Consider the following 25,381-nt stretch of genomic DNA (forward strand, 5'->3'; position numbering starts at 1 on the left):
AGGCGGGGCCTCCCCTGCCTTTTCAAGGCTTCGCTCGCTGCATCGTGACCGCGCCACCGTTGCGGAGCGGCGTCGCCAGATGCGAACTTAACGATACGATGTTTTGCGAGGATGCCACCATGCCCATGCGCAGGATTGCGTTTTGCGCGGCAGCGATGATCGTTGCCGCCACAAATTTCGCCGATGCACGGCCCGACTCACGCAAAATGACCTGCGCGCAGACCCAGGCGCTGATCCGGAGCCGGCATGCGGTGGTGCTGACCACCGGGGCGAACACCTATGAGCGCTATGTCCGCCAATTCGGCAACGAGTGCGATGCCCCCTACGTGCCGATGGTCGACTATGTCACGGCCAGTGACGGGCGGTGCATGGTCTATCGGTGCGAAGAGCCGGCGCCGATGATTCCGGATTGATCTGCGCTCGCCGCTTCGCTCTGCCGGGTGCCTGCTTTTTTGGAGCGTCAACGTGACCTGGCGAGGGCGGCGGCATTCCGTTTCCACCGCAAAGTGCCCGCTGCCTCTCACTTGACTTTCTTAATCTCCGGGCCTGCCGGCTGGTCGGTCGCCGGAGCCGGCGTGCAATCCTGCCCTTTGCATTCCAGGGCGGGGTCGTCCTTCGGCGGCAGGCAATTCTGCCCCTGGCAATGAACGGGCGGCTGCGCCGCGTCGCCGTTCGGCTGGGTGGGCTGATCTTCGGCGCGGGCGGGCTGCAGCCCGGCCAGGCCGGTCATTGCAACGCATAAGAGCGCTGTCCGAAGCAGGTTCATCCGCGCCTCCATGTCGAGGCAGAACTCTACACCGTCTGATCGTTGCCAACATGCGTCACCCAATAACGCCGTTAATGACGGGTTTCAGCCGGAAAGCGCGAGGTGCCGGATTTTGCAGCTGTTCAGGGGAGATAAGTCTGGTACGCCCAAGGGGAATCGAACCCCTGTTACCGCCGTGAAAGGGCGGTGTCCTAACCGCTAGACGATGGGCGCGCTCAGACGAAGCGGCTTATAATTGCGTTGTTGGCAACCGGCAACCCATCTGCCGCCACATGCGACAACTTTTTTCAAAGGGCTGCAACAGCCGGCTTTCGGGGCAGGCACAGTTTGCGATCTCGCTTTTTGCGCACCCTGGAGATTAGTCGGGACTTCCCTCGCGATCGTCATTCTATGGCGGAGCAAGGAGCGAAGCGACGCGGCGCAGACCATAGAATCCATTCCGTTACCTATGAGCGTTGCAACCGGGCAGAATCTGCGCCGCTGCATTCCACGGTCGAGGTAACGGAATGGATCCTCGGGTCTGCGCGTCCGCTTCGCTCCCGCTCCGCCCGTGGATGACGAAGCTCGGAAGACTTTGGCCAATCGCGAACGCCCCGACGGCTTGTTGGAGCAGCGTGCTATGCCTGGGCCAAGCCGAATATCAGCCGTCTTCTCCACCGCCGCTGCGGCGACGGCAGCGCCAGTTCCAGTCGCGCTCGGGGCCGACGTCGACATGGATGGATTCGGTGTGGCAGTAGGTGCCGACGCCGCCACGGCCGGGCATCGTGCGGACATAATTCGCCAGCTCCCATTTCGAGACGCCGGGCACCTGGATGTCTGCGGCGGCGCAGTACATGTGCAGCGAGTTCTTGGCGCCGTTGGCGCGGCGGTTGCGCGAGGGGTCGCGGTAGCCGGAGGTGACAACCATCTTGCGGCCGAAATGACCCTCGATCGTCTTCAGCACCCGCACCAGCGACGGTTTCAGGCAGGCGACGTCGACGCTTTCGTTCTGCTTCAGAAGGCCGTTGGGCGCGAGCCTTGCCATGCCGGCGGCCGAGGCCACCTGATAGGAACCGCCGCCGCCCTCGTCCTCGTTGAGGTCGACGTCGCTCTCGTCGTCGATGCCGGACTTGCGCTTGATCTCGAACAGCGCGGTCTGGCGCACGCCGGGCAGCGCGTCGGCGCCGGTGATGTGATAGCTCGGGTCGTCGAGCGAGGCGAGTTGCACCGGCTTTGCGGCCGGCGTCGCGGAGGCCAGCTCAACGATCGGCTTGGCGGGAGCCGGCGCGTCGGTTGCGGTCTTGGCCTGCGCCGCCGGTTGGTCGCCGGAGCGCGAATTGTTGATCAGCGGCGCGGGTGCTGCCGATGCCGGCGTGGTGCTGAACAGCGAGGCGAACAGGCTCTTCTTCGGCGCGGCGACCTGCGGCTGCGCCGGCTCGCCCGCGGTCACATAGACGCCGTTGCTCATGGCCTGCGTGGTCGCCTGCGCCTTGGACGCAATGGCGGCGGCATCGCCGGCGGCGATCTGCTGGGCCACGGCTTGCGTCTGTTCCGCCGTTTGCGCCGGCTGAACCAGCGGTTGCGGTGTGTTGCCGGCAATCGCGGCGGCGCCGGCGGGCACCACGACGGCGGGGAAGGCGGCTTGCGGCCGCGTCTCCGGCACATAGGCGACCTTCTCGGGCAAAGGCGTGTCGCCTTCGCTCATCACGGTCGCTGCCGCATCGGCAGTCGCGGATGCCGCCTGAGCCGACGAATCGGCGGTTGTTGCCGCCTTGGCGCCGGATGTCGCGCTCATTTCGGTGGCGGTTGAATTGTAGGCAGGCGAAACGACCGACATCGTCGGGTCGCCGGTCGATGTGCAGGAGGCCAGAAGCACGGCGAAAAGCGCCGCCGCTATGCTGCGACCTTCCTTTCGTGCAAGACGCCAACCTGCTGATTTCAAAATAAATTCCCCCTCGGCATCCGGTCGGTCCGTCATCGCCGCGCCACTCCAGCATTGCGCTGCGATAACCCTCCTGTTCCCAACCGGAAACGGGATATGTGTCGAATCTGCAAGCCTCGAAATTTATCTGCTTCGAACGCTGATTTGAGGCCGTGAAACGATTGACGCCACCATTTCGCCCTGTTTTGGCGGCCCGTCAACTCACCAGACATTACAATCCGTTACACACGCACCTTGACATAGGTGCCCGGCGCATCCCCCAAGGTTTTCATATGCTTGCCGGGTTTGCGGGCGGGCACGCGGATGTTGTCCTGGTTCTCGATCCAGTGTTGCCAGTGCGTCCACCAGGAGCCTTGATGCTCGTTCGCGGCGGCAAGCCACGCGTTGAAGTCGCCCACCGGCTTGCCGCCGGTCCAGTACTGGTACTTTTTGGCGGCAGGCGGGTTGACGACGCCTGCGATGTGGCCGGAACCCGCCATCACATATTCGACGTCGCCGCCGAAGAACCGCGAGCCCAGGAACACCGAAAGCGCCGGCGCGATGTGGTCTTCCTTCGTGGCAAGGTTGTAGACGGGGATCGTGATGTCGGCCAGCGACACCGTGCGGCCGGCAAGCTCCATCGTGCCGCGCGAGAGATTGTTCTCAAGATAGCAGTTGCGCAGATAGAAGGAGTGGTTGGCCGCCGCCATGCGCGTGGAATCGGAATTCCAGTAGAGCAGGTCGAAGGGCAGGGGCTCCTTGCCGCGCATGTAGTTGTTGATGACATAGGGCCAGATCAGGTCGCCCGAGCGCAGCATGTTGAAGGCGGTCGCCATCTTGGTGCCCTCAAGATAGCCCTTTTCGCTCATCGAGCGCTCGACGGCGGCGACCTGGTCCTCGTCGACGAAGACCTTGAGGTCCCCGGCATAGGTGAAATCGACTTGCGTCGTGAAGAAGGTGGCCGATTTGATGCGGTGGTCGCCTTCCTGCGCCAGCAGAGCAAGGGCCGCACCAAGCAGCGTGCCGCCGACGCAATAGCCGATGGCGTTGACTTCCTTCTCGCCGGTCGCCTTCTCCACCATGTCGAGGCCGTATTGCAGGCCTTCGCGGATATAGGCTTCCCAACCCTTGGCGCCGTGGCGCTCGTCGGGGTTGATCCAGGAGATGACGAAGACCGTGTGGCCCTGCTCGATCGCCCAGCGGATGAAAGATTTCTGCGGGTTGAGGTCGAGGATGTAGAATTTGTTGATCCATGGCGGGCAGATCAGCAGCGGCCGCTTCAGCACCGTTTCCGTCACCGGATCGTATTGGATGATTTCGGCGACATCGCTGCGGCCGATGACCTTGCCGGGCGTGGTGGCGATGTTCTTGCCGATTTCGAAGGGCGTGTAGTCGGCCTGGCGCAGCTTCAGGTCGCCGCGGCCGGCGGCGATATCCTCGGCCAGCATCTTCATGCCGCGCACCAGGTTCTCGCCGTTGGAGGCGACAGTCTCGCGAAACAGTTCCGGATTGGTCAGGATGAAGTTCGACGGCGCGATCGCGTTCGACACCTGCTTGACGTAGAAGCTCGCCTTGTGGCGGGTGTGGTCGTCCAGGCCCTCGGCATGCTCGACGAGCTCGTTCGCCCAGCGCGAGGTGACGAGATAGGCCTGCTTGAGGAAATCGAAGAAGGCGTTGCGGCCCCATTCCGGATCCTGGAAGCGCTTGTCGCCGCGCTCGGGCTGAACCGCGTCCGGCGGCGCCTCGGTGTTGGGATTGACCTTCTGGATGGCGTTCGCCCAGACCGTCATGTAGCCGGCGAACAGCCGCGTCTGCGCTTCGAGCGCGCGCTGCGGGTCGCCCAGCCAGTATTCCGACAGCTTGGAGAAGGTCTTGACCATGTCGACGACCGGTTCGGCGACATGGTCGCGCACCTCACCTTTCTCGCGCGGCTCGGTCCAGGCGGAAGCCGCCTTGCCGGCCTGCTCGATCATGCGCGCCATGTTCAAGGCGAAGCGTTCGGGATCCTTCACCAGATATTGCTCGATGGCCGAAGGTCCGCCATTTTCCGCTTTGTCCGAATCGTCAGGTTTGGACATGGTCCGCGGGGTTCCTCCCGGAGCGTTTTCTTGACATATTACCATGGGACATCTGACCGGGTCCAATTCGCTGTAACCCGGCTGCCAGGAAAACAATATGACGATTAATGTTGGCGGGACTTTTTTTCTCAGGCCGGGTTCGATCTGCCGCAAGGCGGTGCTGGCCGGGCTGGTCGGCGTGCTGTTGCCCGCCGGCGGCTGCACGAGCACCAGCACCAACAATGCAGCGCCGACCGCCTTGACCGAAGGCCCCAAGGACACCGGCTCCTACCCGAATCTCAACATTCCCCCGCAGGTGGCCGCCAAGCAGCTCACCAAGGAGGAGACCGCGGCGAACCTGGCTAGGCTCAAGGCCGAGCAGCAGGCGCAGGCTGCCAAGGGCGGCAGCGTCAAGGCGCCGACGAATTCCGCGGCGCTGAAGACGCTTGCCAAGACGCATGGCGACGACACGCTGAAGCAGATCGAGGGCAAATGCGACCCGACCCTCGACCCTAACTGCAATTAGGTTTATATCGCGCGCCGAAAGCGCCCCCTTCGATCGTCTGGAACTAACATGGAAGAATTTCACAAGGTCCGCCGGCTTCCGCCTTACGTGTTCGAGCAGGTCAACCGGCTGAAGGCCAGCGCCCGTTCGCGCGGCGCCGACATCATCGACCTTGGCATGGGCAATCCGGACCTGCCGACGCCGAAAGCCATCGTCGACAAATTGTGCGAGGTGGTGCGCGATCCGCGCACGCATCGCTATTCGTCCTCGCGCGGCATTCCGGGCCTGCGCCGCGCCCAAGCCAACTACTATGCCCGCCGCTTCGGCGTGAAGCTCAACCCCGACACGCAAGTGGTGGCGACGCTGGGCTCAAAGGAAGGCTTCGCCAACATGGCGCAGGCGATCACCGCGCCGGGCGACGTGATCCTGTGCCCCAATCCGACCTATCCGATCCATGCCTTCGGCTTTATCATGTCGGGCGGCGTCATCCGTTCGCTGCAGGTCGAGCCCGATGACGGCTTCATCCCGGCGGTCGAGCGCGGTATCCGCCATTCGATCCCGAAGCCGCTGGCGCTGATCCTCAACTATCCGTCGAACCCGACGGCGCTGGTTGCCTCGCTCGACTTCTACAAGGACGTGGTCGCCTTCGCGAAGAAGAACGACATCATCATCCTCTCCGATCTTGCCTATTCCGAGATTTATTTCGACGGCAATCCGCCGCCTTCGGTGCTGCAGGTGCCGGGCGCGATGGATATCTGCGTCGAGTTCACCTCGATGTCGAAGACCTTCTCCATGCCGGGCTGGCGCATGGGCTTCGCTGTCGGCAACGAGCGGCTGATCGCGGCGCTGACACGCGTGAAGTCCTATCTCGACTATGGCGCGTTCACACCGATCCAGGTGGCGGCAGCGCATGCGCTGAACGGCGACGGCGCCGACATCGAGGAGGTGCGCGAGGTCTACCACAAGCGGCGCGACGTGATGGTCGATTCCTTCGGCCGCGCCGGCTGGACCATACCCGCGCCCGCTGCCTCGATGTTCGCCTGGGCGCCGATCCCGGAACAGTTCCGCCATCTCGGCTCGCTCGAATTCTCCAAGCTGCTCATCGAGCACGCGGATGTCGCGGTGGCGCCGGGTGTCGGCTTCGGCGAGCACGGCGACGATTATGTGCGCGTGGCGCTGGTCGAGAACGAGCACCGGATCCGTCAGGCCGCGCGCAACATCAAGCGCTTCCTGGCATCGACCGCCAAGCAGCCCAACAATGTGGTGCCGCTCGCCGCTCGGCGCTGAGTCTGCCTAATATCTACGGAATTTTTGAGGGGCGTCGCCGGACATGGCTGAAGCGTTGCGTGTTGGAATTGCCGGCCTCGGCACGGTTGGCGCCTCGGTGGCGCGCGTGCTGCGCGACAAGGCGGCGGAGCTCACCCGCCAATGCGGCCGCGACATCGTCGTGACGGCAGTTTCGGCCCGCGATCAGAAACGCGACCGCGGCATCGATCTCAGCGCCGCGAAATGGTTCGACGATCCGGTCAAGATGGCCGAAAAGGCCGACATCGACGTCTTTGTCGAGCTGATCGGCGGCGACGAAGGGCCGGCGCGGCTGGCGGTCAAGGCGGCGCTCGAGGCGGGCCGGCATGTCGTGACCGCCAACAAGGCGCTGCTTGCCAAGCATGGCGTGGCGCTTGCCGAGATCGCCGAGAAGAAGGGCGTGCTGCTCAATTACGAGGCGGCGGTGGCCGGCGGCATCCCGGTCATCAAGACGATGCGCGAGGCGATGGCCGGCAACGCCGTGACGCGTGTCTTCGGAATCCTCAACGGCACCTGCAACTACATCCTGACCCGCATGGAAGCCGAGGGCATCTCGTTCGATGCTTGCCTCAAGGACGCGCAGCGGCTGGGCTATGCCGAGGCCGATCCGACCTTCGACATCGAAGGGCACGACACGGCGCACAAGCTGTCGATCCTGACCAGCCTTGCCTTCGGCACGAAGATCGCCGCCAACGACATCTATATGGAAGGCATCTCCAACATCACCCAGGCCGACATCCGCGCGGCGGCCGACCTCGGCTACCGCATCAAGCTGCTCGGCGTCGCTCAGCGGACCGACAGCGGCATCGAGCAGCGCGTCCATCCGACGATGGTGCCGACGGCGTCGGTCATCGCGCAGGTGCACGGCGTCACCAACGCCGTGGCGATCGAGACCGACATTCTGGGCGAGCTTCTGCTTTCCGGCCCAGGCGCCGGCGGCAATGCCACCGCCTCGGCGGTGATCGGCGACATCGCCGATATCGCCAAGAGCCGGCCCGGCTTCCAGCACGCGCCGGTGTTCGGCTGGCCGGCGAAGGAGTTGAAGCCTTACAAGAAGGCGCAGATGCGCAGCCATGCCGGCGGCTACTTCATCCGGCTGACCGTGCATGACCGCACCGGTGTCTTCGCTGCCATCGCCAAGCGCATGGCCGACAACGACATCTCGCTGGAATCGATCGTTCAGCAAGCGGCCGGCACGGAAACGCAGGCGCAGAAGACGGTCATCCTCGTCACCCACGAAACGACGGAAGCGGCGGTGCGCAAGGCGGTCGAAGGCATCACCAAGGACGGTCATCTGACCGACAAGCCGCAAGTGATCCGCATCGAGCGGGCGGAATAAGTCAGGTCCGATTCCGTCTTCAATCGATTGATTTTGCTGTCATTTCGAAAAATTGACGGGCCAAGTCTTGCCGTTGTCATGGAGCTTTGCCAGAAGGAGCCCGCCTCTGGCGGGAGGCGGAGCAATTCCGGCGCTCAATCGTTCTGGGATTGCTCGACGCAAACAGACAACGAGGAATGCGTAATCCATGAACATCGCCCAGAACATTGCTGCCGGCCTCGACCGGATCCTCACCATGGAAGTGGTGCGCGTCACCGAGCGGGCCGCCGTCGCGGCCGCCAGGCTGCGCGGGCGCGGCGATGAGAAGGCCGCCGACCAGGTGGCGGTAGACGCAATGCGCCAGGAGCTCAATCGCCTCGCCATCAAGGGCACGGTGGTGATCGGCGAGGGGGAGCGCGACGAGGCGCCGATGCTCTATATCGGCGAGGAGGTTGGCACCGGCAAAGGCCCGGCCGTCGACATCGCGCTCGATCCGCTGGAAGGCACCACGATCTGCGCCAAGAACCTGCCTAACGCGCTTGCGGTCATCGCTATCGCGGAAAAGGGCAGCCTGCTGTTCGCGCCCGACGTCTATATGGACAAGATCGCCATCGGCCCCGGCTATCCGGAAGGCCTGATCGACATCGACGCTTCGCCGGCTGAAAACCTCGCCAACCTGGCCAAGGCCAAGGGCGTGGCGGTTTCCGACATCACTGCCTGCATCCTCGACCGGCCGCGTCACGCCAAGCTGATCGACGCCGTGCGCGCCACGGGCGCGGCGATCCGGCTGATCGGTGACGGCGATGTCGCCGGCGTCATCCACACCACCGACCCAGACGAGACCGGCATCGATATCTATCTCGGCACCGGCGGCGCGCCGGAAGGCGTGCTGGCGGCGGCAGCGTTGCGCTGCACCGGCGGGCAGATGCAGGGCCGGCTGATCCTCGACACGCCGGAGAAGGTGGCGCGGGCCGAGAAGATGGGCATTTCCGATCCGAAGCGCGTCTATCGCGCCCAGGACATGGCGCGCGGCGACGTGCTCTTCGCGGCGACCGGAGTCACCGACGGCAACCTGCTCGATGGGGTGAAGTTCGGCCGCACCTTCATCACCACTCACACGATCGTGCTGCGCTCGTCCTCGCGCACGGTGCGCGAGATCAAGGCGCGCCACCAGGATCTGGACAAGTTTTGATTTCACCTCGCCTGGAGGCTTTTGCGGCAATTCGGGCAAGACCCTCCATAGTTTTCCCCGAATTGCTCACTTCCCTGCAATTGCTCCCGCCGTCGCATATTGATATCTGCCCAGGATGATGTGCAGACGGCGCGTCGCATGACGGGCGAGAAACGGTTCTTCCTCGATGTCAGGCAGTCGGCGACCGGTGTTTCCTGGCAACACCGGCTGACCGAGCGGCAGGACATGGCCGCCTTGGCGATCGCGCAGGGCCATGGCGTGCCCGATATCGTAGCGCGGGTGCTTGCCGGGCGCGGCGTCAGCGCGGAGCAGGCCGAGCGCTTCCTCGACCCGACCATTCGCGAGCTTCTGCCGAATCCGGCATCGCTGACCGATATGGAGAAAGCGGTGGCGAAGCTCGCCGATGCGATCGTCGCGCGCGAGAAAGTGGCAATCTTCGGCGACTACGATGTCGACGGCGTCGCCTCGTCGGCGCTCCTGAAACGCTTTCTCACGCATTTTTCGGTGCCGTCCGAAATCTATATCCCGGACCGCATCTTCGAGGGCTACGGGCCCAATCCGGAAGCGATGCGCGAGCTGATCTCGCGCGGCGCGAAGCTGATCGTAACCGTCGATTGCGGCACCAACAGCGCGGCCTCGATCGAAGCGGCCAGAGAAGCCGGCGCCGACGTCGTGGTGCTCGACCACCACCAGGTCGGCGGGCCGCTGCCGCCGGCGGTGGCCGTGGTCAATCCCAATCGCGAGGACGATTTGTCGGGGCAGGGGCATCTGTGCGCCGCCGGCGTCGTCTTCCTGTGCCTGGTCCAGACGGCAAAGCTGCTGCGCGAACGGCTGCCGAACGCCGCGCCAGTCAACCTGCTTTCGCTGCTCGACCTCGTGGCGCTGGCAACGGTCTGCGACGTGGTGCCGCTCACCGGCGTCAATCGGGCCTTCGTGGTCAAGGGGTTGCAGGTATTGCGTCAGCAGAAGAATGAGGGGCTGGCGGCGCTGGCGCGGGTCTCGCGCATCGGCGAGCCGATCAACACCTTCCATCTGTCCTTCCTGATCGGGCCGCGCATCAATGCGGGCGGCCGTATCGGGGATGCGGCGCTCGGCAGCCGGCTTTTGGCCACCGACGATCCCGTCGAGGCGGCAAGCATCGCCGAGACGCTCGACCGGCTGAACCAGGAACGGCAGCAGATGGAGCAGGAGATGCTGGCGCAGGCGCGCGCCGAGGCTGATGCCGAGCTTGCCGGCGGCAACGGTCCGGCAATCATCGTCACCGCCAGCAACAGCTGGCATCCGGGCATTGTCGGGCTGATTGCCTCGCGGCTCAAGGACTATGCGCGCCGGCCGGCCTTCGCCATCGCCTTCAATTCGACCGGTATCGGCACGGGTTCCGGCCGTTCGGTGACCGGCTTCGATCTTGGCCGGCTGGTGCGCGAGGCAGCGGATGCCGGGCTGATCGTCAAGGGCGGCGGCCATGCGATGGCGGCAGGCATCACCGTCGAGCGCGCCAAGCTCGGCGAACTGCGCGCCTTTTTCGAGGAGCGCGCCGCGGCCGATGTCTTCCGGCTGCAGAACGAGGAAAGCCTGGCGATCGACGGCGCGCTGGCCGCGGAGGGCGCCACCATCGCGCTGCTCGATGCGCTGGAGAAAGCCGGGCCGTTCGGCGCCGGGCACATCGCGCCGGTATTCGTGCTGCCGCGCCACCGGCTGACCGACGCGCGCGCGATCGGAACCAATCACATTCGCGTCGACCTGCAATCGCAAAGCGGCGGCAACATCCAGGCGATCGCCTTCCGTGCCGTCGACACCGCGCTCGGCGAATTCCTGTTCAAGAACAGGGGCAGAACCGTGCACATCGCCGGTTCGCTGTCGGGCAATTACTGGAACGGCAACCGCACGGTGCAGTTTCGCATCAGCGATGCGGCGCTTGCTTAAGGTGTTGATATTCAGGTGAGGCCGGCCTGCAAATGGCGGCTTCCTGCGCTTCCGGTGCTCACGTACGAAAAGTACGCTCCGCTCCGGTTCTCGGAAACCACCATTTTCGACTCGGCCTAACCTGAATCTCGACACACCTTAGAGCGGTGCCGCACCGGGAATTCACACCAGAACGGACTGCAGCCGAGTCAGTTCGCTGATCTGGGACATCGTCGCCTGGTAGCCGAGGCTGATCGCCTCGTCGGCGCGATGGAATTCCGTCAGGCCGATATGGCTGAGTTTCGGCTGCAGCGACATGTCGGGCGGATCGCCGGCCAGCCTGGCGCGCGAAATCCGGTCCTGGATGATGTTGAAGGCCTCGACCATGACGCCGGTGATGCCAAGGCGGCTCTGGTGCGACTGGGGATTGAACTGGCCGGGTCGCGGAGCGTCTTTCTCGACGACCAGCTCGCCGGCGTTGTGCTTGATGACGGCGGCGCGTCCGAACAGATCGTAATGCAGGTTGACCGCCACGACGAGCGGCTGCTCGTAGGCGCGGCAGACCGAGACCGGCACCGGATTGACCAGCGCGCCGTCGACCAGCATGCGGCCGTTGCAGGCCACCGGCTCGAAGACGCCGGGCAGCGCGTAGGAAGCGCGCATGGCGGTGACGAGCGAGCCGCTCGACAGCCAGATCTCGTGGCCGGTGCGTATTTCGGAAGCAACGGCGACAAAGGGTTTCGACAGGTCGTCGAAGCGGGCGCCGTCGAGATGCTCGCGCAGGCGCTGGTCGAGCTTCATGCCGCCGAACAGGCCACTGCCGCGCAGATTGAGATCGAGCAGGCCGAAGATGCGCCGCTTGGTCAGGCTCCTGGCGAACTCTTCCAGCTCGTCGAGCTTGCCGGCCAGGTAGCAGCCACCGACCAGGGCACCGACCGAGGTGCCGGCGATCATCGACACTTCGATGCCGGCTTCGTCGAGCGCGCGGAGCACGCCGATATGAGCCCAGCCGCGCGCGCAGCCGCCGCCGAGCGCCAACGAGATGCCGGTCTTCCTGCCGGGGTTAGGATCGGGCAAGCCGCCGGACGATGCGGGACCGTTGGCCTCCCGAACGTCAGGTTTGCTGCGCAATGACGCCCATTCGAGCATCACGATCTCCCTTGTCCCATATCCCTTCTATCAAAAGGATATTTGAGAATAGTGAATCTGCGTGGTTTGTGAATATTGAATGGTTCACACCGGCTTCCGATACGTCTGGTCCGTATCGAACAGCGGTTTGCTGCCATCGTCGGCAAGCGTCGCCTTGCCGTCGTTGAACCCCACCGTCCGATAAAAGCAGGAACGCCGACCGGTGTGACAAGTTGCGTCGTGGCCCAACACTTTGACGCGCAACCATATCGCGTCCTGGTCACAATCCGTGCGCATCTCGACGATGTGCTGGAAATTGCCGGAGGTCTCGCCCTTCTTCCACAGCGCGCTGCGCGAGCGCGACCAGTAATGTGCGATGCCGGTTTCGAGCGTCAGCGCCAGCGCTTCGGCATTCATATGCGCGACCATCAACAGCATGCCGTCAGCGGCGTCCGTCACGACGACGGTGACGAGGCCTGCGGCATCGAAGCGCGGAGAAAGAACAGAACCTTCCTCCAGCGCCTTCTTGTCTGACGGAGCTTTCGGGAACTGCAGTGCCGACATCGCCGGTCCTTATATGTTTGGCCGGCGACGGCCGGTCATCAGCCGCCGGCGCGCACCATGGTGACGAAGCGGACCTGCTCCTCGGGCGTGTCCTTGAAGACGCCTGTGAAAGTGGAGGTCAGCGTGGTCGAATCCTGCTTGCGGATGCCGCGCATGGCCATACACATATGCTCGGCCTCGAGCATGACGGCGACGCCGCGCGGGTTGAGCACGTCCTGGATGACGCCGGCGATCTGCGCGGTCATTGCCTCCTGCGTCTGCAGGCGATGCGCGAAGATGTCGACGACGCGTGCGATCTTGGACAAGCCGACGACCTTGCCGTCCGGCAGATAGCCGACATGCGCCTTGCCGATGATCGGCACCATGTGGTGCTCGCAATGCGAATGGAATTTTATGTTCCTGACGATGACGAGATCGTCATAGCCGGCAACTTCCTCGAAGGTGCGACCGAGCTCGTCGGCCGCGCACATATCATAGCCGTTGAACATTTCGCGGAAGGCCTTGGTGACACGCTTGGGCGTGTCGATCAGGCCTTCGCGATCCGGATTGTCGCCCGTCCAGCGCAGCAGCGTGCGCACGGCGGCCTCGACCTCGGCCTCGCTCGGCCGGTCGGTGACCGGCTTTTCCATGTATTCGGACGGGGGCATGATTTTCTTGATGACGGCATCCATAAAGGCGTCTCCCGTAGTCCCACTCAATGGTGGGACGAGTTGAACGGACCACGACCTTTTGGGTGAAAATCGCCCATTTCCATCCCGCAAGCGGCGTGAACATGTGGGCAGGGACAATGGCCTGTCATCGCCTTGTCGATGCCCGACTGCCACCATTATATATGGTTCTGACGGAGCGAAAGGAAGACGCGAGAGCGGCAAAGCCTGTTCGCTGGGCGGCGACGGATTGGAAAAATATGATCGACGACGTCTACAATGCGAAAATTCTCGGCTTCGCCGGAAATATAGGGCGGATCGGCCGGCTCGACGATGCCGACGCGACGGCCAGGGCACATTCCAAATTGTGCGGCTCGACCGTCACCGTCGACCTCAAGATGGATGGCGATGTGGTCACCGATTTCGCCCACGACGTGAAGGCCTGCGCGCTCGGCCAGGCCTCGTCGTCGATCATGGCCCAGCATGTGGTCGGCGCCAGGGCCGACGAATTGCGTGCCGTGCGCGAGACCATGCTGAAGATGCTCAAGGAAAACGGCGCGCCGCCGGAAGGCCGCTTCGCCGACCTCAAATATCTGGAACCGGTGCGCGACTACAAGGCGCGCCACGCGTCCACCATGCTGACCTTCGACGCGGTGGTCGACGCGATCGGCCAGATCGAGAAGAAACGCGCCGGACATGCGGCTTGAGGACAGGGCTTAGGCCGCTCCCCTGGTTACAGCGAATTCACTTCTCACCCAGTCAGCAAAAGCCTTGGCCGACTCCGGCAGGTTCTTCAAACTCCTGGCCACCAGCCAGTAGGCGCCGGAAGCGACATCGATAGCGAACGGCTTGATCAAAGTGCCTGACGCGAGCTCTTCGCCGACCTGCAGGAGATCGCCGAGCGCCACCCCATGGCCGAGCAGCGCGGCCTGTTTGGAAAGCGAGACGTCGGTCAGCATCGGGCCGCGCGCGGGGACCGCCTCGACAGGCACGCCGGCCGCCTGGAACCAGCGCGCCCAGCCTTGCCGATTTTCCTCATGCAGCAGCGTGTAATGGCGAAGGTCAATCGGCTTTTCCAGGGGAGGACCCGAGGCCAGCAACGCCGGCGACAGGACCGGTGAATCGACGGTCGAGGCCAAGTGCTCGGCCTCGCTGCGCGGCCATGAGGTGGCATGAGCGCTGAAACGCAAGGCGAGCTCAGGCTGGTCGCTGCGGAACTCGATCGGCCGTGGATCGACTTCAAGGGAAACGTCGATATCGGGTCGAAGTTGGCGAAAGCGATTGAGCCGTGGCACCAGCCACACCGCGGCAAGCGACGGTTCAACGCTGACGCGCACGACGGCTTGCGCCGGCGAGGCCGCGAGTTCCGAAAGCACGCGATCGATATCGTCGAAGCTTCTGATCAGTCGGCCGAGCAGCCGATGTCCCGCATCCGTCAGTTCGACACGGCGATGGAGGCGCAGAAACAGCGGTCTGCCCAGAAAGGTCTCGAGCTCGCGTATCTGCCGGCTGATGGCGGCCTGCGAGACATAAAGCTCCTCTGCCGCCCGGCTGAAGCTCAAATGCCGGCCGGCCGTCTCGAAGCTTCTCAACGCCGTCAGCGGCAGGCGGCCCCGCTTCATTCGCATAACCTCAAGTTATCCGAGACGGAAATTATACTCGTTTGAGGAGGAAGGCCAGCGGCAGTCTAATCCGTCTCAAAGGAGACCCCATGAACGAGTTCCTGGCCATTTTAAGCGACGTGATACGGATCGCGACCTTCCAATGGCATGGCGGAGCCGCGCGCGGAGGCCACCATGACTGTCGCGGTCTTCCCCCTCACCATCGCCCATGGAGCGGCAGCCATCCCATCCGGCGCTCCAGGCCTTGAGGGCATTGCGTTTCAGCGTCGAAGCCCACATCTATCGCGCAGTGAAACAGGCTGCGGAGCGATGGGCGACCATCACGGACATACGCACCCGCGGATCCAGCGGGGACGCAATTGGCCGGGGCCATGGCGCAAGACGCCCGGGCGCATCCTTGGCACTTCGCTCGTGCGCCTCTATCAGCTGACGCTCTCGGGCTTCGTCGGCAACAGCTGCCGGCACCTGCCGACCTGCTCCGAATACGCGCATGAGGCGATCGCCCGCCACGGCCTGTGGGCCGGCGGCTGGATGGGCCTGTTCCGAATCTTACGCTGCGGGCCGTTTGGAACGCATGGCATCGACCGCGTGCCGGAGACGCTTGCGGCGCGATATCTCTGGTTCGCGCCCTGGCGCTACTGGCAAATCGGCAAGAAGCGCGGCGACCCCGAAATCTGATTGCTTGCCGTTACGCGGCCCGCACTTTAACGGTCCGGTAGGGTTAACGCGAAGCTGCACAAACATTGCCAATTTGAGACAAAATCGAGACAAGTCGCCTCGCTAAGCCGCTCCTGCAATCTCATACCGGAGTGACTTCGCCATGCGCCAGATGGACCGCTATCCCTTCATTTTTGCCATCGTCCTGTTCCTTCTGGCCTGGATGCTCGGCTTGCCGGTGCGGGCGCAATCGGCGCCGCTCAACGACATCCGCTGCACGCTGATCGAGGACGCGCGAAGCGGCGCCACGCTTTACCAGGACGGCGTCTGCGACCAGCGCGTCAGTCCGGCCTCGACGTTCAAGGTGCCGCTCGCGCTGATCGGCTACGATGCCGGAATCTTAAGCGATGCGCACAGGCCGAGCTGGGACTACAAGCCGGAATTCAAGGCGGCAAAGCGCGACCAGAAGACCGTCGATCCGACGATCTGGGAACGCGATTCCATCGTCTGGTACTCGCGCGAGATCACACGGCGGCTCGGCGGCGCGCAATTCGCCGGCTACGTTTCGAAATTCAGCTATGGCAACAAGGACGTCTCTGGCGATGCCGGCAAGGACAATGGGCTGACGCAATCCTGGATCAATTCCTCGCTCGAAATATCGCCGGTCGAGCAGGCGGCGTTCCTGCGCCAGCTGCTCGCCGGCAAGATACCGGTGTCGGCGAAGGCGCATGAGATGACCAGGGCGATCCTGCCGACCTTCGCGGCAGGGGACTGGACCGTGCAAGGCAAGACCGGCAGCACCAGGCTCGGCCAGGACGGCAAACGGTCTCTCGGCTGGTTCGTCGGCTGGGCCGAGAAAAATGACCGTCGCATTGTCTTTGCAAGGCTGGTCGTCGATGCCAAGCGTACCGACATGCCGAAGGGTCTCGCGACGCGAGCAAGCTTTCTCAAAGACCTGCCGCAACTGCTGAAGTAGTTTTTCTCAGATGCTGCGGCGGGCGCGCAGGATGTGTCCGCCGGAATTGCTTTTCGTGCTCGGGGACCTGGCAAAACGGGCGGTGATGTCGCCGCTGTCGAGATCCTCGATATCATTGAAGCCGAGATCGGCGAGGGCCTTCGCCAACTCATCGGGAACAAAGAGACTGATCCAGGGCTCGCCGATCGCCGCGACGCGCGCCGCGTAGAAGGCAAGCGTCGCCCGGCCCGCGGCGTCGCGGTTCCCGGCCGGCTCGCTGTAGTCGAAGACGACTTCCGAGCCGGCGACGCCGGCAATGTAGCCAAGCGTTGCAAAAATCGCTTCGCGCGTCAGGTAGGGCACGACTCCCAGCCAGATGAAGAAGCTCGGCTCATCCGGCTTCAGGCCCGCCGCCGCCAGTTCCCCTGCCAGGCTCTGGTGTTCGAAATTGACCGGCACGAAGGCGGCGCCGGCCGGCTCGGCAAGACCGGCCTCGGCGATGCGTTGGCGTTTCCAGGCCTGTGTGGCCGGATGATCGACCTCGAACACTGTGACGTCCGGATATGGATTGCGCAGCGAGAAGGTGTCGAGGCCGGCGCCAAGCACCACGACCTGGCGGACGCCGCGCCGCACCGCCGCCACCAGCCAGTCTTCGGCAAGGCGGGCGCGTGATGTAACGAATAGGCGCATGCGACGGCCATGCTCGTCTTCCTGCGAGAGTTCCCCGGCGCTCGGCGCGGCCTCGCCCAGAATCGCAAGCGCATAGGGATCGCGAAACAGCGCCGCCTGCGGTGAAAATTGATGAAGAGCCCGCAAGCGCGCGACGCGCAGGGCGGTTCGGCTGGGTGATGCGTCTTCCATGTCCATATACAAGCCGCGCCGCGCGGCGTTCACAAGCCCGCGCGAAGCGCTCGCGACATCACTGGCGACATTTCCTGACGAGCCGCTCTTTACCTGGCGCGACACTGCCTCTAAAACCGCGCCGCTTGCCGGACGCCTCCGGCTAACCCTCTGCATGCGGCAAAGCATCCTGCGACATGCATTTCACCACCCGCGCTCGTTTGCGGGACTGGATAGGAGAACCCTGATGCCGAATTCCGTTTCCCTGACATTTCCCGATGGCTCGGTCCGCGACTACGACGCGGCGCTGACCGGCGCGGCGCTTGCCGAGTCGATATCCAAGTCGCTGGCCAAGAAAGCTGTCGCCTACAGCCTCGACGGTACCTTGCGCGATCTTTCCGATCCGCTCGGCAAGTCCGGCAAGGTCGAGATCATCACCCGCGAGGATCCGCGCGCGCTGGAGCTCATCCGCCATGATGCGGCGCATGTGCTGGCCGAGGCCGTGCAGGAGCTTTGGCCGGGAACGCAGGTGACCATCGGACCGGTGATCGAGAACGGATTCTACTACGACTTCGCCAGGAACGAGCCGTTCACGCCGGACGATTTCCCGGTGATCGAGAAGAAGATGCGCGAGATCATCCAGCGCAACAAGCCGTTCACCAAGGAAGTCTGGTCGCGCGAGAAGGCTAAAAAGGTGTTCGCCGACAAGGGCGAGCGCTACAAGCTCGAGCTGATCGACGCCATTCCGGAAGACCAGGACCTCAAGATCTACGCGCAGGGCGACTGGTTCGACCTCTGCCGCGGTCCGCACATGGCTTCGACCGGGCAGATCGGCAACGCCTTCAAGCTGATGAAGGTGGCCGGTGCCTACTGGCGCGGTGATTCCAACAATCCGATGCTGACGCGCATCTACGGCACCGCGTGGGCTGACCAGGCGCAGCTCGACGCCTACCAGACGCTGCTGGAGGAGGCCGAGAAGCGCGACCACCGCAAGCTCGGCCGCGAGATGGACCTGTTCCATTTCCAGGAAGAAGGCCCGGGCGTCGTCTTCTGGCACGCCAAGGGCTGGAAGATGGTGCAGAACCTGATCAACTACATGCGCCGCCGCCTGGACGAGCATGGCTATCAGGAAGTCAACGCGCCGCAAGTTCTGGACAAGAGCCTGTGGGAGACCTCGGGACACTGGGGCTGGTATCGTGACGCGATGTTCAAGGTGACCGTCGCCGGCGACGACACGGACGACGACCGCGTCTTCGCGCTGAAGCCGATGAACTGTCCGGGCCATGTGCAGATCTTCAAGCATGGGTTGAAGTCTTACCGAGAACTGCCCGTAAAACTTGCGGAGTTCGGCAATGTGCATCGCTATGAGCCATCGGGCGCGCTGCACGGGCTGATGCGCGTGCGCGGCTTCACGCAGGACGACGCGCATATCTTCTGCACCGAGGAGCAGCTCGCCGCCGAATGCCTGCGCATCAACGATCTGATCCTGTCGACCTATGCCGATTTCGGCTTCGACGAGGTCAGCGTGAAGCTGTCGACGCGGCCGGACAAGCGCGTCGGCACCGATGAGGCCTGGGACCATGCCGAGGCGATCATGAGCAACGTGCTGGACACGATCCGCACGCGCTCCGGCAACCGCATCAAGACCTCGATCAATCCGGGCGAGGGCGCTTTCTACGGGCCGAAGTTCGAATATGTGCTGAAGGACGCCATCGGCCGCGAATGGCAGTGCGGCACCACGCAGGTCGACTTCAACCTGCCGGAGCGCTTCGGCGCTTTCTATATCGGCTCGGATTCGGAAAAGAAGCAGCCGGTGATGGTGCATCGCGCCGTCTGCGGCTCGATGGAGCGGTTCCTCGGCATCCTGATCGAGAACTATTCCGGCCATTTCCCGCTGTGGTTCGCGCCGCTGCAGGTGGTGGTGGCGACGATCACCTCGGATGCGGACGAATACGCACTGAAAGTCGTCGACCGGCTGAAGGCCGCGGGGCTGCTCGCCGAGGCCGACCTGCGCAACGAGAAGATCAACTACAAGGTGCGCGAGCATTCGCTCGCCAAGGTGCCGGTCATTCTCGTCTGCGGCAAGCGCGAGGCCGAGGAGGAAACCGTCAATGTCCGCCGCCTGGGCTCGCGCGACCAGGAATCGCTGAAGCTCGGCGATGCGGTGAAGGCTCTCGCCGACGAGGCGGTCTCGCCGGATCGCAAGCGTCGCGCGGCAGCCTGACATACCAACACTTTCCAAAATGGCGGTGGCCGGTCCACCGCCATTTTCATATGCCTGTCACGCCAGCCCTGTAACGAGCCGCCATGCTCAAATTGAAACTGCGGGAAAGACGTTTTCCCGAGCTCTCCTATGCCAACCTGCATCAGCCGGTGCTGACGCGCTGGTTCATCCATTCCGTCGAGGGCCTGTCGGGGCGCGATCGCTTCGCCGTGCTTTATGATTTCTGGCGCCGGCAGGTGGTGCCGACCGGCGATCGCGTGTTCAGCCGTATGCTGGAACTGATCGACGTCAAGGTCCGCAACGCCGTGCAGTGGCCGCCGGCGGCGCTGCCGGAGACACCGCTGGTCATCGTCGCCAACCATCCTTTCGGCATCGGCGACGGCATTGCGGTGCTGTCGCTGGTCGAGCAGATCGGTCGGCCTTTCCGGGTCATGATCCACAAGGATCTGCTCAGGATCCGCGAGATGGAGCCCTTTTCGCTGCCTGTCGACTTTTCCGAAACCAAGGAAGCACTGAAGAACAACATGGCAATGCGCCACGAAGCGGTGCGGCTGCTGAAGGAAGGCGTCACTATAGTAATCTTCCCCGCTGGTGGTGTCGCCACCGCGCCAAAGGTGTTCGGTCGCGCCATCGACCTGCCATGGAAGATGTTCCCGGCCAAGCTGGTGCAGGAGGCCAAGGCCTCTGTGATCCCGATGCACTTTTCCGGCCAGAACGGCCGGCTGTTCCACCTCGTCAGCGGCCCCATGAACATGGCCGAGCGCGATAACCGCGTGGCCAAATTCATCGGCAGGACATCGCTGACGCTGCGCCTTTCCTTGCTTATCCGTGAGTTTGCCCGCCTGTCGGGCAAGGAGATCGAGGTGCGCATCGGCGATGTGCTGACATGGAGCGACCTCGAGCCGCTGCGCGACCGCAAGGCGCTGCTCGACCGCCTCTACCGCGCGGTGTTTGACCTGGCTGCGCCTGCTGCGCAGCGTGGCCGCGTGCCGTTCCTGCCGAAGCGGATACGCAAGGCGGCCTGAAAGCGTGAGCTTGTTTTAGTCCGCGCCTTCTTCAGGGTCGATCGCGGACTGTTCATTGGCCAGAACCTCGATTTCCTGGTTCTGACCGGCGACGACCGTGAAATCCTTCTGGTAGATGCGGTCGCGGTTCTTGGCGATGATCGTGTACTGGCCCTCGGCCAGTACCATCGAGGCGAAGGCGCCGACCGCTTCCTTGATCGGGTCGCCGCTCTCGTTGAGCAGCGACCAGGACGTATCGGCAATGGCCTCGCCGCCGGGCTCGCGCACCAGCTTCATCGTCATCTCGGCGGCGCGGTGCTCGACGGTTGCCTCGGTCAGCTTGCCGGCCTCGACGCGGATATCGGAGCGGATCACGGCGTTGACCGCGCCATAGGTGGAGACGACGTGGTAGGTGCCGGCGTTCAGCCGCACCACGGTGTTCGGCGCGACGTCGGGGGCGATCAGCGCGCGGTCGCCATTTGCGGCGGGATGGTCTTCATAGATCGAGAAGCGCAGCTTCTTCGACTGGATGGGCGCGCCGCCGGAGGTCACTGCGTCGAGCTTGAGGCCGCCGGCGTCGAGGACGAGGCTTTCGCGCCTGGCGTCCTTGCCGACGGTGATGCGTTTGGTGGCGCCGGCGCGTCCATAAGAGGCGTGGACGAGATAGCTGCCGGGGTCGAGCTGGAACACGGCCGTGCCGCCATGGGCTGAGGCCACCATCGGAAGCTTGCCGTCGCTGGACGGTTGCGGTTTGAACACCCGCCAGACAATGCCACGGGTGATGTCGGCGCCCTTGTCGGTCAGTTGCGCCGACAGGGTGATGGCGCCGCCATTGCCAAGCGCCAGCGGTGCTCCTGTCTTCGGCGTCGCGTAGCTCGAAATGCCTGGAAGCTTGAGGTCGCCGACATCGTTGGCGTTCTGGGCCAGCGCGAAGGAAACCGGCACCGCGAACAACGCGGCGACCAGCGCGATCACGAAAAGGCGCAGTGTCCCCTCAAACATGCCTTGCGTTGAAGCCCAAGCCGGTGGCAATTTCAAGGCCTAGAAGCGCGCCGCGCCGCGCGGCGGCTTCTTATCCGGCGCAAAAACGCCACCGCCCGAGCCGCCCGACATCCCGATGGCGTGCTTCAGCTCAAAATTGAGTACTATAGAATGCTGAGGAGACTTGCGCCCATGGCGTCGCCGATCATCGACTTCCTGCTCACCCGCAATTCCGCGCCGATCCCCGACCTCAAGGAACCGGCACCGAGCGATGCCGAGATCGCGACGATGATCACGGCTGCCTCGCGCGTTCCCGACCACGGCCGGCTCGAGCCCTGGCGGTTCATCCTTTATCGCGGTGAGGCGCGCATCGAGATCGGCAAGAAGCTGGCAGCACTTGCCGAGCAGCGCGAGGGGCCGTTGCCGGAGGGCAGGCGCAACCAGGAGCTGGCGCGCTTCTCGCGCGCCCCGCTGGTGATCGGCGTCGTGTCGGTGCCGAAGGAGAACCCGAAGATCCCGCAATGGGAGATGTTCCTGTCGGGCGGCATGGCGGCCATGAACCTGATGATCGCGGCCAACGCGCTGGGCTATGGCACCAACATGATCAGCAACTGGTACTCCGACGTGCCGGAGGGCAGGGCGATCCTCGGGCTCTCGCCGCAGGAGCGCGTCGTCGGCTTCGTTCATATCGGCTCCTGCCAGAGCCCGGCGCCGGAAAGGCCTCGGCCCGATCCAGCCAAGCTCTATGCCGACTACACCGGTCCCTGGGCGGGATGAGCGGCCTAATGCCGCGAAGGAGCGTGGGCCAACTCACGATCCTTCGATGCGCCCGCGCCGACGGCAGGATTGGAGCGGCGCGCTGTCATGACGGCGCGCACGTAGCCGGGCTCACCGATCCGGATGCTGCCGTCCGGCAGTCCTAGAATGCGGTCGAGCGCGATCTCGTAGAGCCTGACACGCCTCTCCAGCGCCTCGATCGCGACGTCCATGTCGGCATCGCTGCCGCCGGCGAACGCCTTGGCAACCACATCGTGGGTGGCCAGGCCGAACTGCATGACGATGTCGGCAACGCCCTCGGGATCGAAAGTCCGGAATGTTCCGTCTTCGACGCCTTGGCGGATGATCTCCACCAGGATCGGCGAGAAGGACTTGCTCGCGGCCAGGTTGATGCGGTGGAAAAGCACCAGGTTTTCCGCGCGAAACAATGTCTCGAACAGCGCCCATGCTTCCGGCGCGGTTTCGATCTTGGCCTGGCGCGACTGCGCGAGGAGCGCGTTCAGGCGCCCAAGCGGATCGAGGTCCGGATCGTCGAGAATCTTCTGGACACCGGCCAGTGCCTGCCTGGCGAAACGCTCGGCCAATGCCTCCAGCAACGCCTCCTTGGAGGCGAAGTAGTGATAGAAGGCGCCCTTTGAGACGCCGGCGGCCGCGATGACGTCGTTGAGGCTCGCTTTGTCGTAGCCACGCGCCAGGAATAGGGCCTGGGCATGGTCCAGCAGTTCTTCGCGCCTGATGTCCGGATGCTTGATGATGCGGGGCATAGCGAAACCTTGTGCATGCGGCGGCCGTTCTCGTCCAGAGTGCCGGGCGTACCTTGAGTTATAGACCGTCGGTCGGTATAATAGACTACCGGTCGGATTCGGCCAAATCGCGGCTGGCGGCATGCCATGGAAGGTTCGTCATGATCTCGAGATTGGTTTTCCAGACATTCGTGTGGTTCGGTGTGATGGGCGCGCTGATGTTCGTGTCTGCAGGAACGCTGCACTGGTGGGGTGCCTGGGTGTACATAGTCGTGATGGTCGGACTGAGCCTTTCCATGGGCGTGGCGCTCGCCCGGCGCGATCCAGGCCTGATGAATGAACGCCTTCGCCCGCCGATCCAGAAGACCCAGACCGCGGCCGACAAGATAGTGCTGAGCATATTGCTGCTCGGCATCTTCGCCTGGCTGGTCTTGATGGGGCTCGACTTCCGTTTCGGCTGGTCGGAAGCTCCCGTCTGGGTGCAGGCGATCGGCATGCTGGTCCTGCTCGTCGGCATCTGGATCTGCTATCGCACGATGCTGGAAAACAGTTTCGCGGCGCCTGTCGTGAAGATCCAGGACGAGCGTGGGCAGAAGGTGATCACCACCGGCCCATACGGCTATGTACGCCACCCTATGTATGCGGGCGCCATAGTTTATTTCGCCGGAACGGCGCTGGTGCTCGGCTCCTGGTGGGGGCTGGCGTTGGTCCTCGTCTTCATCGTCCTGCTCGCCATCCGCACCTTCGTCGAGGAAAAGACCCTGCGGACCGGCCTGCGGGGCTATGACGACTACGCCGCGCGCGTGCGCTACAAACTCATCCCGATGGTCTGGTAATCTCAGGCAGATGTGCCCGACGCCTTGGCGCGGGCCAGCAGCCGTTCGGCCAGCCGCAGATGCGGCCTGTCATACATCTTGCCGTTGATGCCGACGACGCCCGGATTTCCCGCCGCCGCGAAAGCCTCGACGATCGCCCGAGACCGCTCGACCGCTTCGGCCGACGGCGTGAAGGCGGCGTTGATGATCGGCACCTGCGCCGGATGGATCGCCATCTTGCCGGTGAAGCCGTCGCGCTCTGCCTCGCGGCATTCTTTCTCGAAGGCGGCCATGTCGCGGAAATCGGGAAAGACGGTGTCGATGGCAGCGACTTCCGCCGCGCCCGCGGCCAGGATGGTCAAGGTGCGCGCCAGGCGGAACACGTCGGTATAGCGGCCGTTCTCGTCGCGGGCCGTGCGCGCACCGATCGCGGCCGACAAATCCTCCGCGCCCCAGGTCAGGCCGGCGAGCCGCGCGCTTGCGCCGGCATAGCTTGCCGCCGCCAGGACGCCTGCCGCGGTCTCAGTGATGATCGGTAGGATTTTTATGCCGCCGTCCGGCAGTCCGCTTTCGGCTTCGTGGACCCGAAGCTTTGCCGCGAGTTGCTGGACATCCTGCCCGCTGTTCGACTTGGGCAGCATGATGCCGTCGGGTTTTGCAGGAACCAGCGCGGCCAGATCATCGTCTGTCAGACCCGTCGAAAGGTCGTTGACCCGCACATAGACGATCGAGCCTGTCTGGCGCATTTGGCTCGAGATGAAACCAGCCGCGGTCGCGCGCGCCGCAACCTTGTTGGCAGCCGCCACGGAATCCTCGAGATCGACGATGACCACGTCGGCACCGGCCGTGAAGCCTTTTTCCAGCTTCCGCGCGGAATCTCCGGGCACGAACAGCAGCGAGCGCATCAGGCAGCCTTCTTCAGCATCATCGCCTGCCTTGTGCATTTGGCGACAAGAACGTCATTTTGATTGTAGGCGCGGTGCTCGAACTCGACGATGCCGCGATCGGGCTTCGACTTGGACTCGCGCAGCGAGACGACCGTCGTCTCGACCCGGATGGTGTCGCCGTGGAAAACGGGGTGCGGGAACACCGTTTCCTTCATGCCGAGATTGGCGACCGTCGTGCCGACGGTGATGTCGTTCACCGAAATGCCGATCATCAGGCCGAGCGTGAACAGCGAATTCACCAGCGGCTTGCCCCATTCGGTTTTCGCCGCAAAGTCGAAATCGATGTGCAAAGGCTGCGGGTTCAGCGTCATCACCGAGAACAACATGTTGTCGCTCTCGGTCACCGTCTTGCGCAGCGTGTGGTGGAAGACGTGGCCGACAACAAACTCTTCCAGATAAAGCCCGGCCATGCTCGACCTCCTCCAATTCCACCGCTTGATAGGCGTTGGCCGCGCCTCCATCAAGCCGGTTAAGAAATATGGTGAACCGTTCGTAAACCATTTCCAGCCTACCGTTCACAGCGGGGCCGGGG

25 protein-coding genes and 1 tRNA gene are annotated in these 25,381 nt (G+C 63.9%); 13 read left to right on the top strand and 13 right to left on the bottom strand.

Annotated elements, in window-relative coordinates; translation table 11 throughout:
• Window positions 1-119: 119 nt before the first annotated feature.
• Window positions 120-413: a hypothetical protein gene (locus EN862_RS08105; protein WP_127863598.1), complete on the top strand. Its 294-nt coding sequence runs from the start codon at window positions 120-122 to the stop codon at window positions 411-413.
• A 107-nt stretch (window positions 414-520) separates the two neighbouring features.
• Here the strand turns inward: EN862_RS08105 and EN862_RS08110 are convergent, their stop codons facing one another.
• The 4 genes from EN862_RS08110 to phaC form a co-directional block, all read right to left on the bottom strand.
• Window positions 521-766, bottom strand: coding sequence for a hypothetical protein (locus EN862_RS08110; RefSeq protein WP_128192795.1), 246 nt, complete (start codon window positions 764-766; stop codon window positions 521-523).
• 138 nt (window positions 767-904) lie between these two features.
• A tRNA-Glu gene (locus EN862_RS08115) sits at window positions 905-979 on the bottom strand.
• A gap of 427 nt (window positions 980-1,406) precedes the next feature.
• Window positions 1,407-2,582 (bottom strand): YcbK family protein, encoded by a 1,176-nt coding sequence (locus EN862_RS08120; RefSeq protein WP_245519549.1) that lies wholly within the window; start codon window positions 2,580-2,582, stop codon window positions 1,407-1,409.
• Window positions 2,583-2,908: 326 nt separating this feature from the next.
• Window positions 2,909-4,744: a class I poly(R)-hydroxyalkanoic acid synthase gene (phaC, locus tag EN862_RS08125; RefSeq protein ID WP_127863601.1), complete on the bottom strand. Its 1,836-nt coding sequence runs from the start codon at window positions 4,742-4,744 to the stop codon at window positions 2,909-2,911.
• Between the two features lie 97 nt (window positions 4,745-4,841).
• Here phaC and EN862_RS08130 point away from each other — a divergent pair, with 97 nt between their 5' ends.
• The 5 genes from EN862_RS08130 to recJ all read left to right on the top strand — a co-directional run bounded on the left by EN862_RS08130 (window position 4,842) and on the right by recJ (window position 10,966).
• Window positions 4,842-5,249, top strand: a complete 408-nt coding sequence (locus EN862_RS08130) for a hypothetical protein (protein ID WP_189400854.1) — start codon at window positions 4,842-4,844, stop codon at window positions 5,247-5,249.
• Window positions 5,250-5,297: 48 nt separating this feature from the next.
• Entirely contained in the window at window positions 5,298-6,515 is a 1,218-nt protein-coding gene (locus tag EN862_RS08135; RefSeq protein ID WP_127863602.1) for an LL-diaminopimelate aminotransferase, read from the top strand.
• A gap of 43 nt (window positions 6,516-6,558) precedes the next feature.
• Window positions 6,559-7,872 (top strand): homoserine dehydrogenase, encoded by a 1,314-nt coding sequence (locus EN862_RS08140; protein ID WP_127863603.1) that lies wholly within the window; start codon window positions 6,559-6,561, stop codon window positions 7,870-7,872.
• Window positions 7,873-8,059: 187 nt separating this feature from the next.
• Window positions 8,060-9,043 (top strand): class II fructose-bisphosphatase, encoded by a 984-nt coding sequence (gene glpX / locus EN862_RS08145; RefSeq protein ID WP_127863604.1) that lies wholly within the window; start codon window positions 8,060-8,062, stop codon window positions 9,041-9,043.
• Window positions 9,044-9,181: 138 nt separating this feature from the next.
• A complete protein-coding gene (gene recJ, locus EN862_RS08150) occupies window positions 9,182-10,966 on the top strand; it encodes a single-stranded-DNA-specific exonuclease RecJ (RefSeq protein ID WP_127863605.1) in 1,785 nt (594 codons plus the stop codon).
• 162 nt (window positions 10,967-11,128) lie between these two features.
• Here the strand turns inward: recJ and EN862_RS08155 are convergent, their stop codons facing one another.
• The 3 genes from EN862_RS08155 to folE form a co-directional block, all read right to left on the bottom strand.
• Entirely contained in the window at window positions 11,129-12,094 is a 966-nt protein-coding gene (locus EN862_RS08155) for a patatin family protein (RefSeq protein ID WP_127863606.1), read from the bottom strand.
• A gap of 84 nt (window positions 12,095-12,178) precedes the next feature.
• Window positions 12,179-12,637, bottom strand: coding sequence for a phosphoribosyl-AMP cyclohydrolase (gene hisI / locus EN862_RS08160; RefSeq protein ID WP_127863607.1), 459 nt, complete (start codon window positions 12,635-12,637; stop codon window positions 12,179-12,181).
• Window positions 12,638-12,675: 38 nt separating this feature from the next.
• Entirely contained in the window at window positions 12,676-13,308 is a 633-nt protein-coding gene (gene folE, locus EN862_RS08165; protein ID WP_127863608.1) for a GTP cyclohydrolase I FolE, read from the bottom strand.
• 236 nt (window positions 13,309-13,544) lie between these two features.
• Here folE and EN862_RS08170 point away from each other — a divergent pair, with 236 nt between their 5' ends.
• A complete protein-coding gene (locus EN862_RS08170; RefSeq protein ID WP_127863609.1) occupies window positions 13,545-13,991 on the top strand; it encodes an iron-sulfur cluster assembly scaffold protein in 447 nt (148 codons plus the stop codon).
• A gap of 9 nt (window positions 13,992-14,000) precedes the next feature.
• Here the strand turns inward: EN862_RS08170 and EN862_RS08175 are convergent, their stop codons facing one another.
• A complete protein-coding gene (locus EN862_RS08175) occupies window positions 14,001-14,906 on the bottom strand; it encodes a LysR substrate-binding domain-containing protein (protein WP_127863610.1) in 906 nt (301 codons plus the stop codon).
• A gap of 309 nt (window positions 14,907-15,215) precedes the next feature.
• Between EN862_RS08175 and yidD the strand changes: the two genes are divergently transcribed.
• Both yidD and blaOXA read left to right on the top strand, forming a co-directional pair.
• Window positions 15,216-15,584 (top strand): membrane protein insertion efficiency factor YidD, encoded by a 369-nt coding sequence (yidD, locus tag EN862_RS08180; RefSeq protein WP_127863611.1) that lies wholly within the window; start codon window positions 15,216-15,218, stop codon window positions 15,582-15,584.
• 142 nt (window positions 15,585-15,726) lie between these two features.
• A complete protein-coding gene (gene blaOXA, locus EN862_RS08185) occupies window positions 15,727-16,539 on the top strand; it encodes a class D beta-lactamase (RefSeq protein WP_127863612.1) in 813 nt (270 codons plus the stop codon).
• A 6-nt stretch (window positions 16,540-16,545) separates the two neighbouring features.
• Here the strand turns inward: blaOXA and EN862_RS08190 are convergent, their stop codons facing one another.
• Window positions 16,546-17,385, bottom strand: coding sequence for an SAM-dependent methyltransferase (locus EN862_RS08190; protein WP_245519522.1), 840 nt, complete (start codon window positions 17,383-17,385; stop codon window positions 16,546-16,548).
• A 220-nt stretch (window positions 17,386-17,605) separates the two neighbouring features.
• Between EN862_RS08190 and thrS the strand changes: the two genes are divergently transcribed.
• Both thrS and EN862_RS08200 read left to right on the top strand, forming a co-directional pair.
• Complete coding sequence (gene thrS / locus EN862_RS08195; RefSeq protein WP_127863613.1) at window positions 17,606-19,582, top strand: threonine--tRNA ligase; 1,977 nt, start codon at window positions 17,606-17,608, stop codon at window positions 19,580-19,582.
• An 83-nt stretch (window positions 19,583-19,665) separates the two neighbouring features.
• Window positions 19,666-20,607, top strand: a complete 942-nt coding sequence (locus EN862_RS08200) for a 1-acyl-sn-glycerol-3-phosphate acyltransferase (RefSeq protein WP_127863614.1) — start codon at window positions 19,666-19,668, stop codon at window positions 20,605-20,607.
• A 15-nt stretch (window positions 20,608-20,622) separates the two neighbouring features.
• On the opposite strand, the gene EN862_RS08205 is transcribed toward EN862_RS08200, so the two are convergent.
• Window positions 20,623-21,588, bottom strand: coding sequence for a hypothetical protein (locus EN862_RS08205; protein WP_127863615.1), 966 nt, complete (start codon window positions 21,586-21,588; stop codon window positions 20,623-20,625).
• Between the two features lie 171 nt (window positions 21,589-21,759).
• Between EN862_RS08205 and EN862_RS08210 the strand changes: the two genes are divergently transcribed.
• On the top strand, window positions 21,760-22,344 hold the full coding sequence (locus EN862_RS08210) for a nitroreductase (protein ID WP_127863616.1): 585 nt from the start codon (window positions 21,760-21,762) through the stop codon (window positions 22,342-22,344).
• 5 nt (window positions 22,345-22,349) lie between these two features.
• Here the strand turns inward: EN862_RS08210 and EN862_RS08215 are convergent, their stop codons facing one another.
• The gene (locus tag EN862_RS08215) at window positions 22,350-23,108 is read right to left on the bottom strand and encodes a TetR/AcrR family transcriptional regulator (RefSeq protein ID WP_245519523.1); all 759 of its coding nucleotides are present in this window, start codon (window positions 23,106-23,108) and stop codon (window positions 22,350-22,352) included.
• A gap of 140 nt (window positions 23,109-23,248) precedes the next feature.
• Between EN862_RS08215 and EN862_RS08220 the strand changes: the two genes are divergently transcribed.
• The gene (locus EN862_RS08220; RefSeq protein WP_127863617.1) at window positions 23,249-23,923 is read left to right on the top strand and encodes an isoprenylcysteine carboxylmethyltransferase family protein; all 675 of its coding nucleotides are present in this window, start codon (window positions 23,249-23,251) and stop codon (window positions 23,921-23,923) included.
• A 2-nt stretch (window positions 23,924-23,925) separates the two neighbouring features.
• Here the strand turns inward: EN862_RS08220 and EN862_RS08225 are convergent, their stop codons facing one another.
• Window positions 23,926-24,807 (bottom strand): CoA ester lyase, encoded by an 882-nt coding sequence (locus EN862_RS08225; protein ID WP_127863618.1) that lies wholly within the window; start codon window positions 24,805-24,807, stop codon window positions 23,926-23,928.
• Entirely contained in the window at window positions 24,807-25,259 is a 453-nt protein-coding gene (locus EN862_RS08230) for a MaoC family dehydratase (protein ID WP_127863619.1), read from the bottom strand. The genes EN862_RS08225 and EN862_RS08230 overlap by 1 nt, the downstream gene beginning before the upstream one ends.
• Window positions 25,260-25,381 lie beyond the last annotated feature (122 nt).

This window comes from Mesorhizobium sp. M2E.F.Ca.ET.219.01.1.1 (assembly GCF_004016445.2).
Taxonomy (GTDB): Bacteria; Pseudomonadota; Alphaproteobacteria; order Rhizobiales; family Rhizobiaceae; genus Mesorhizobium.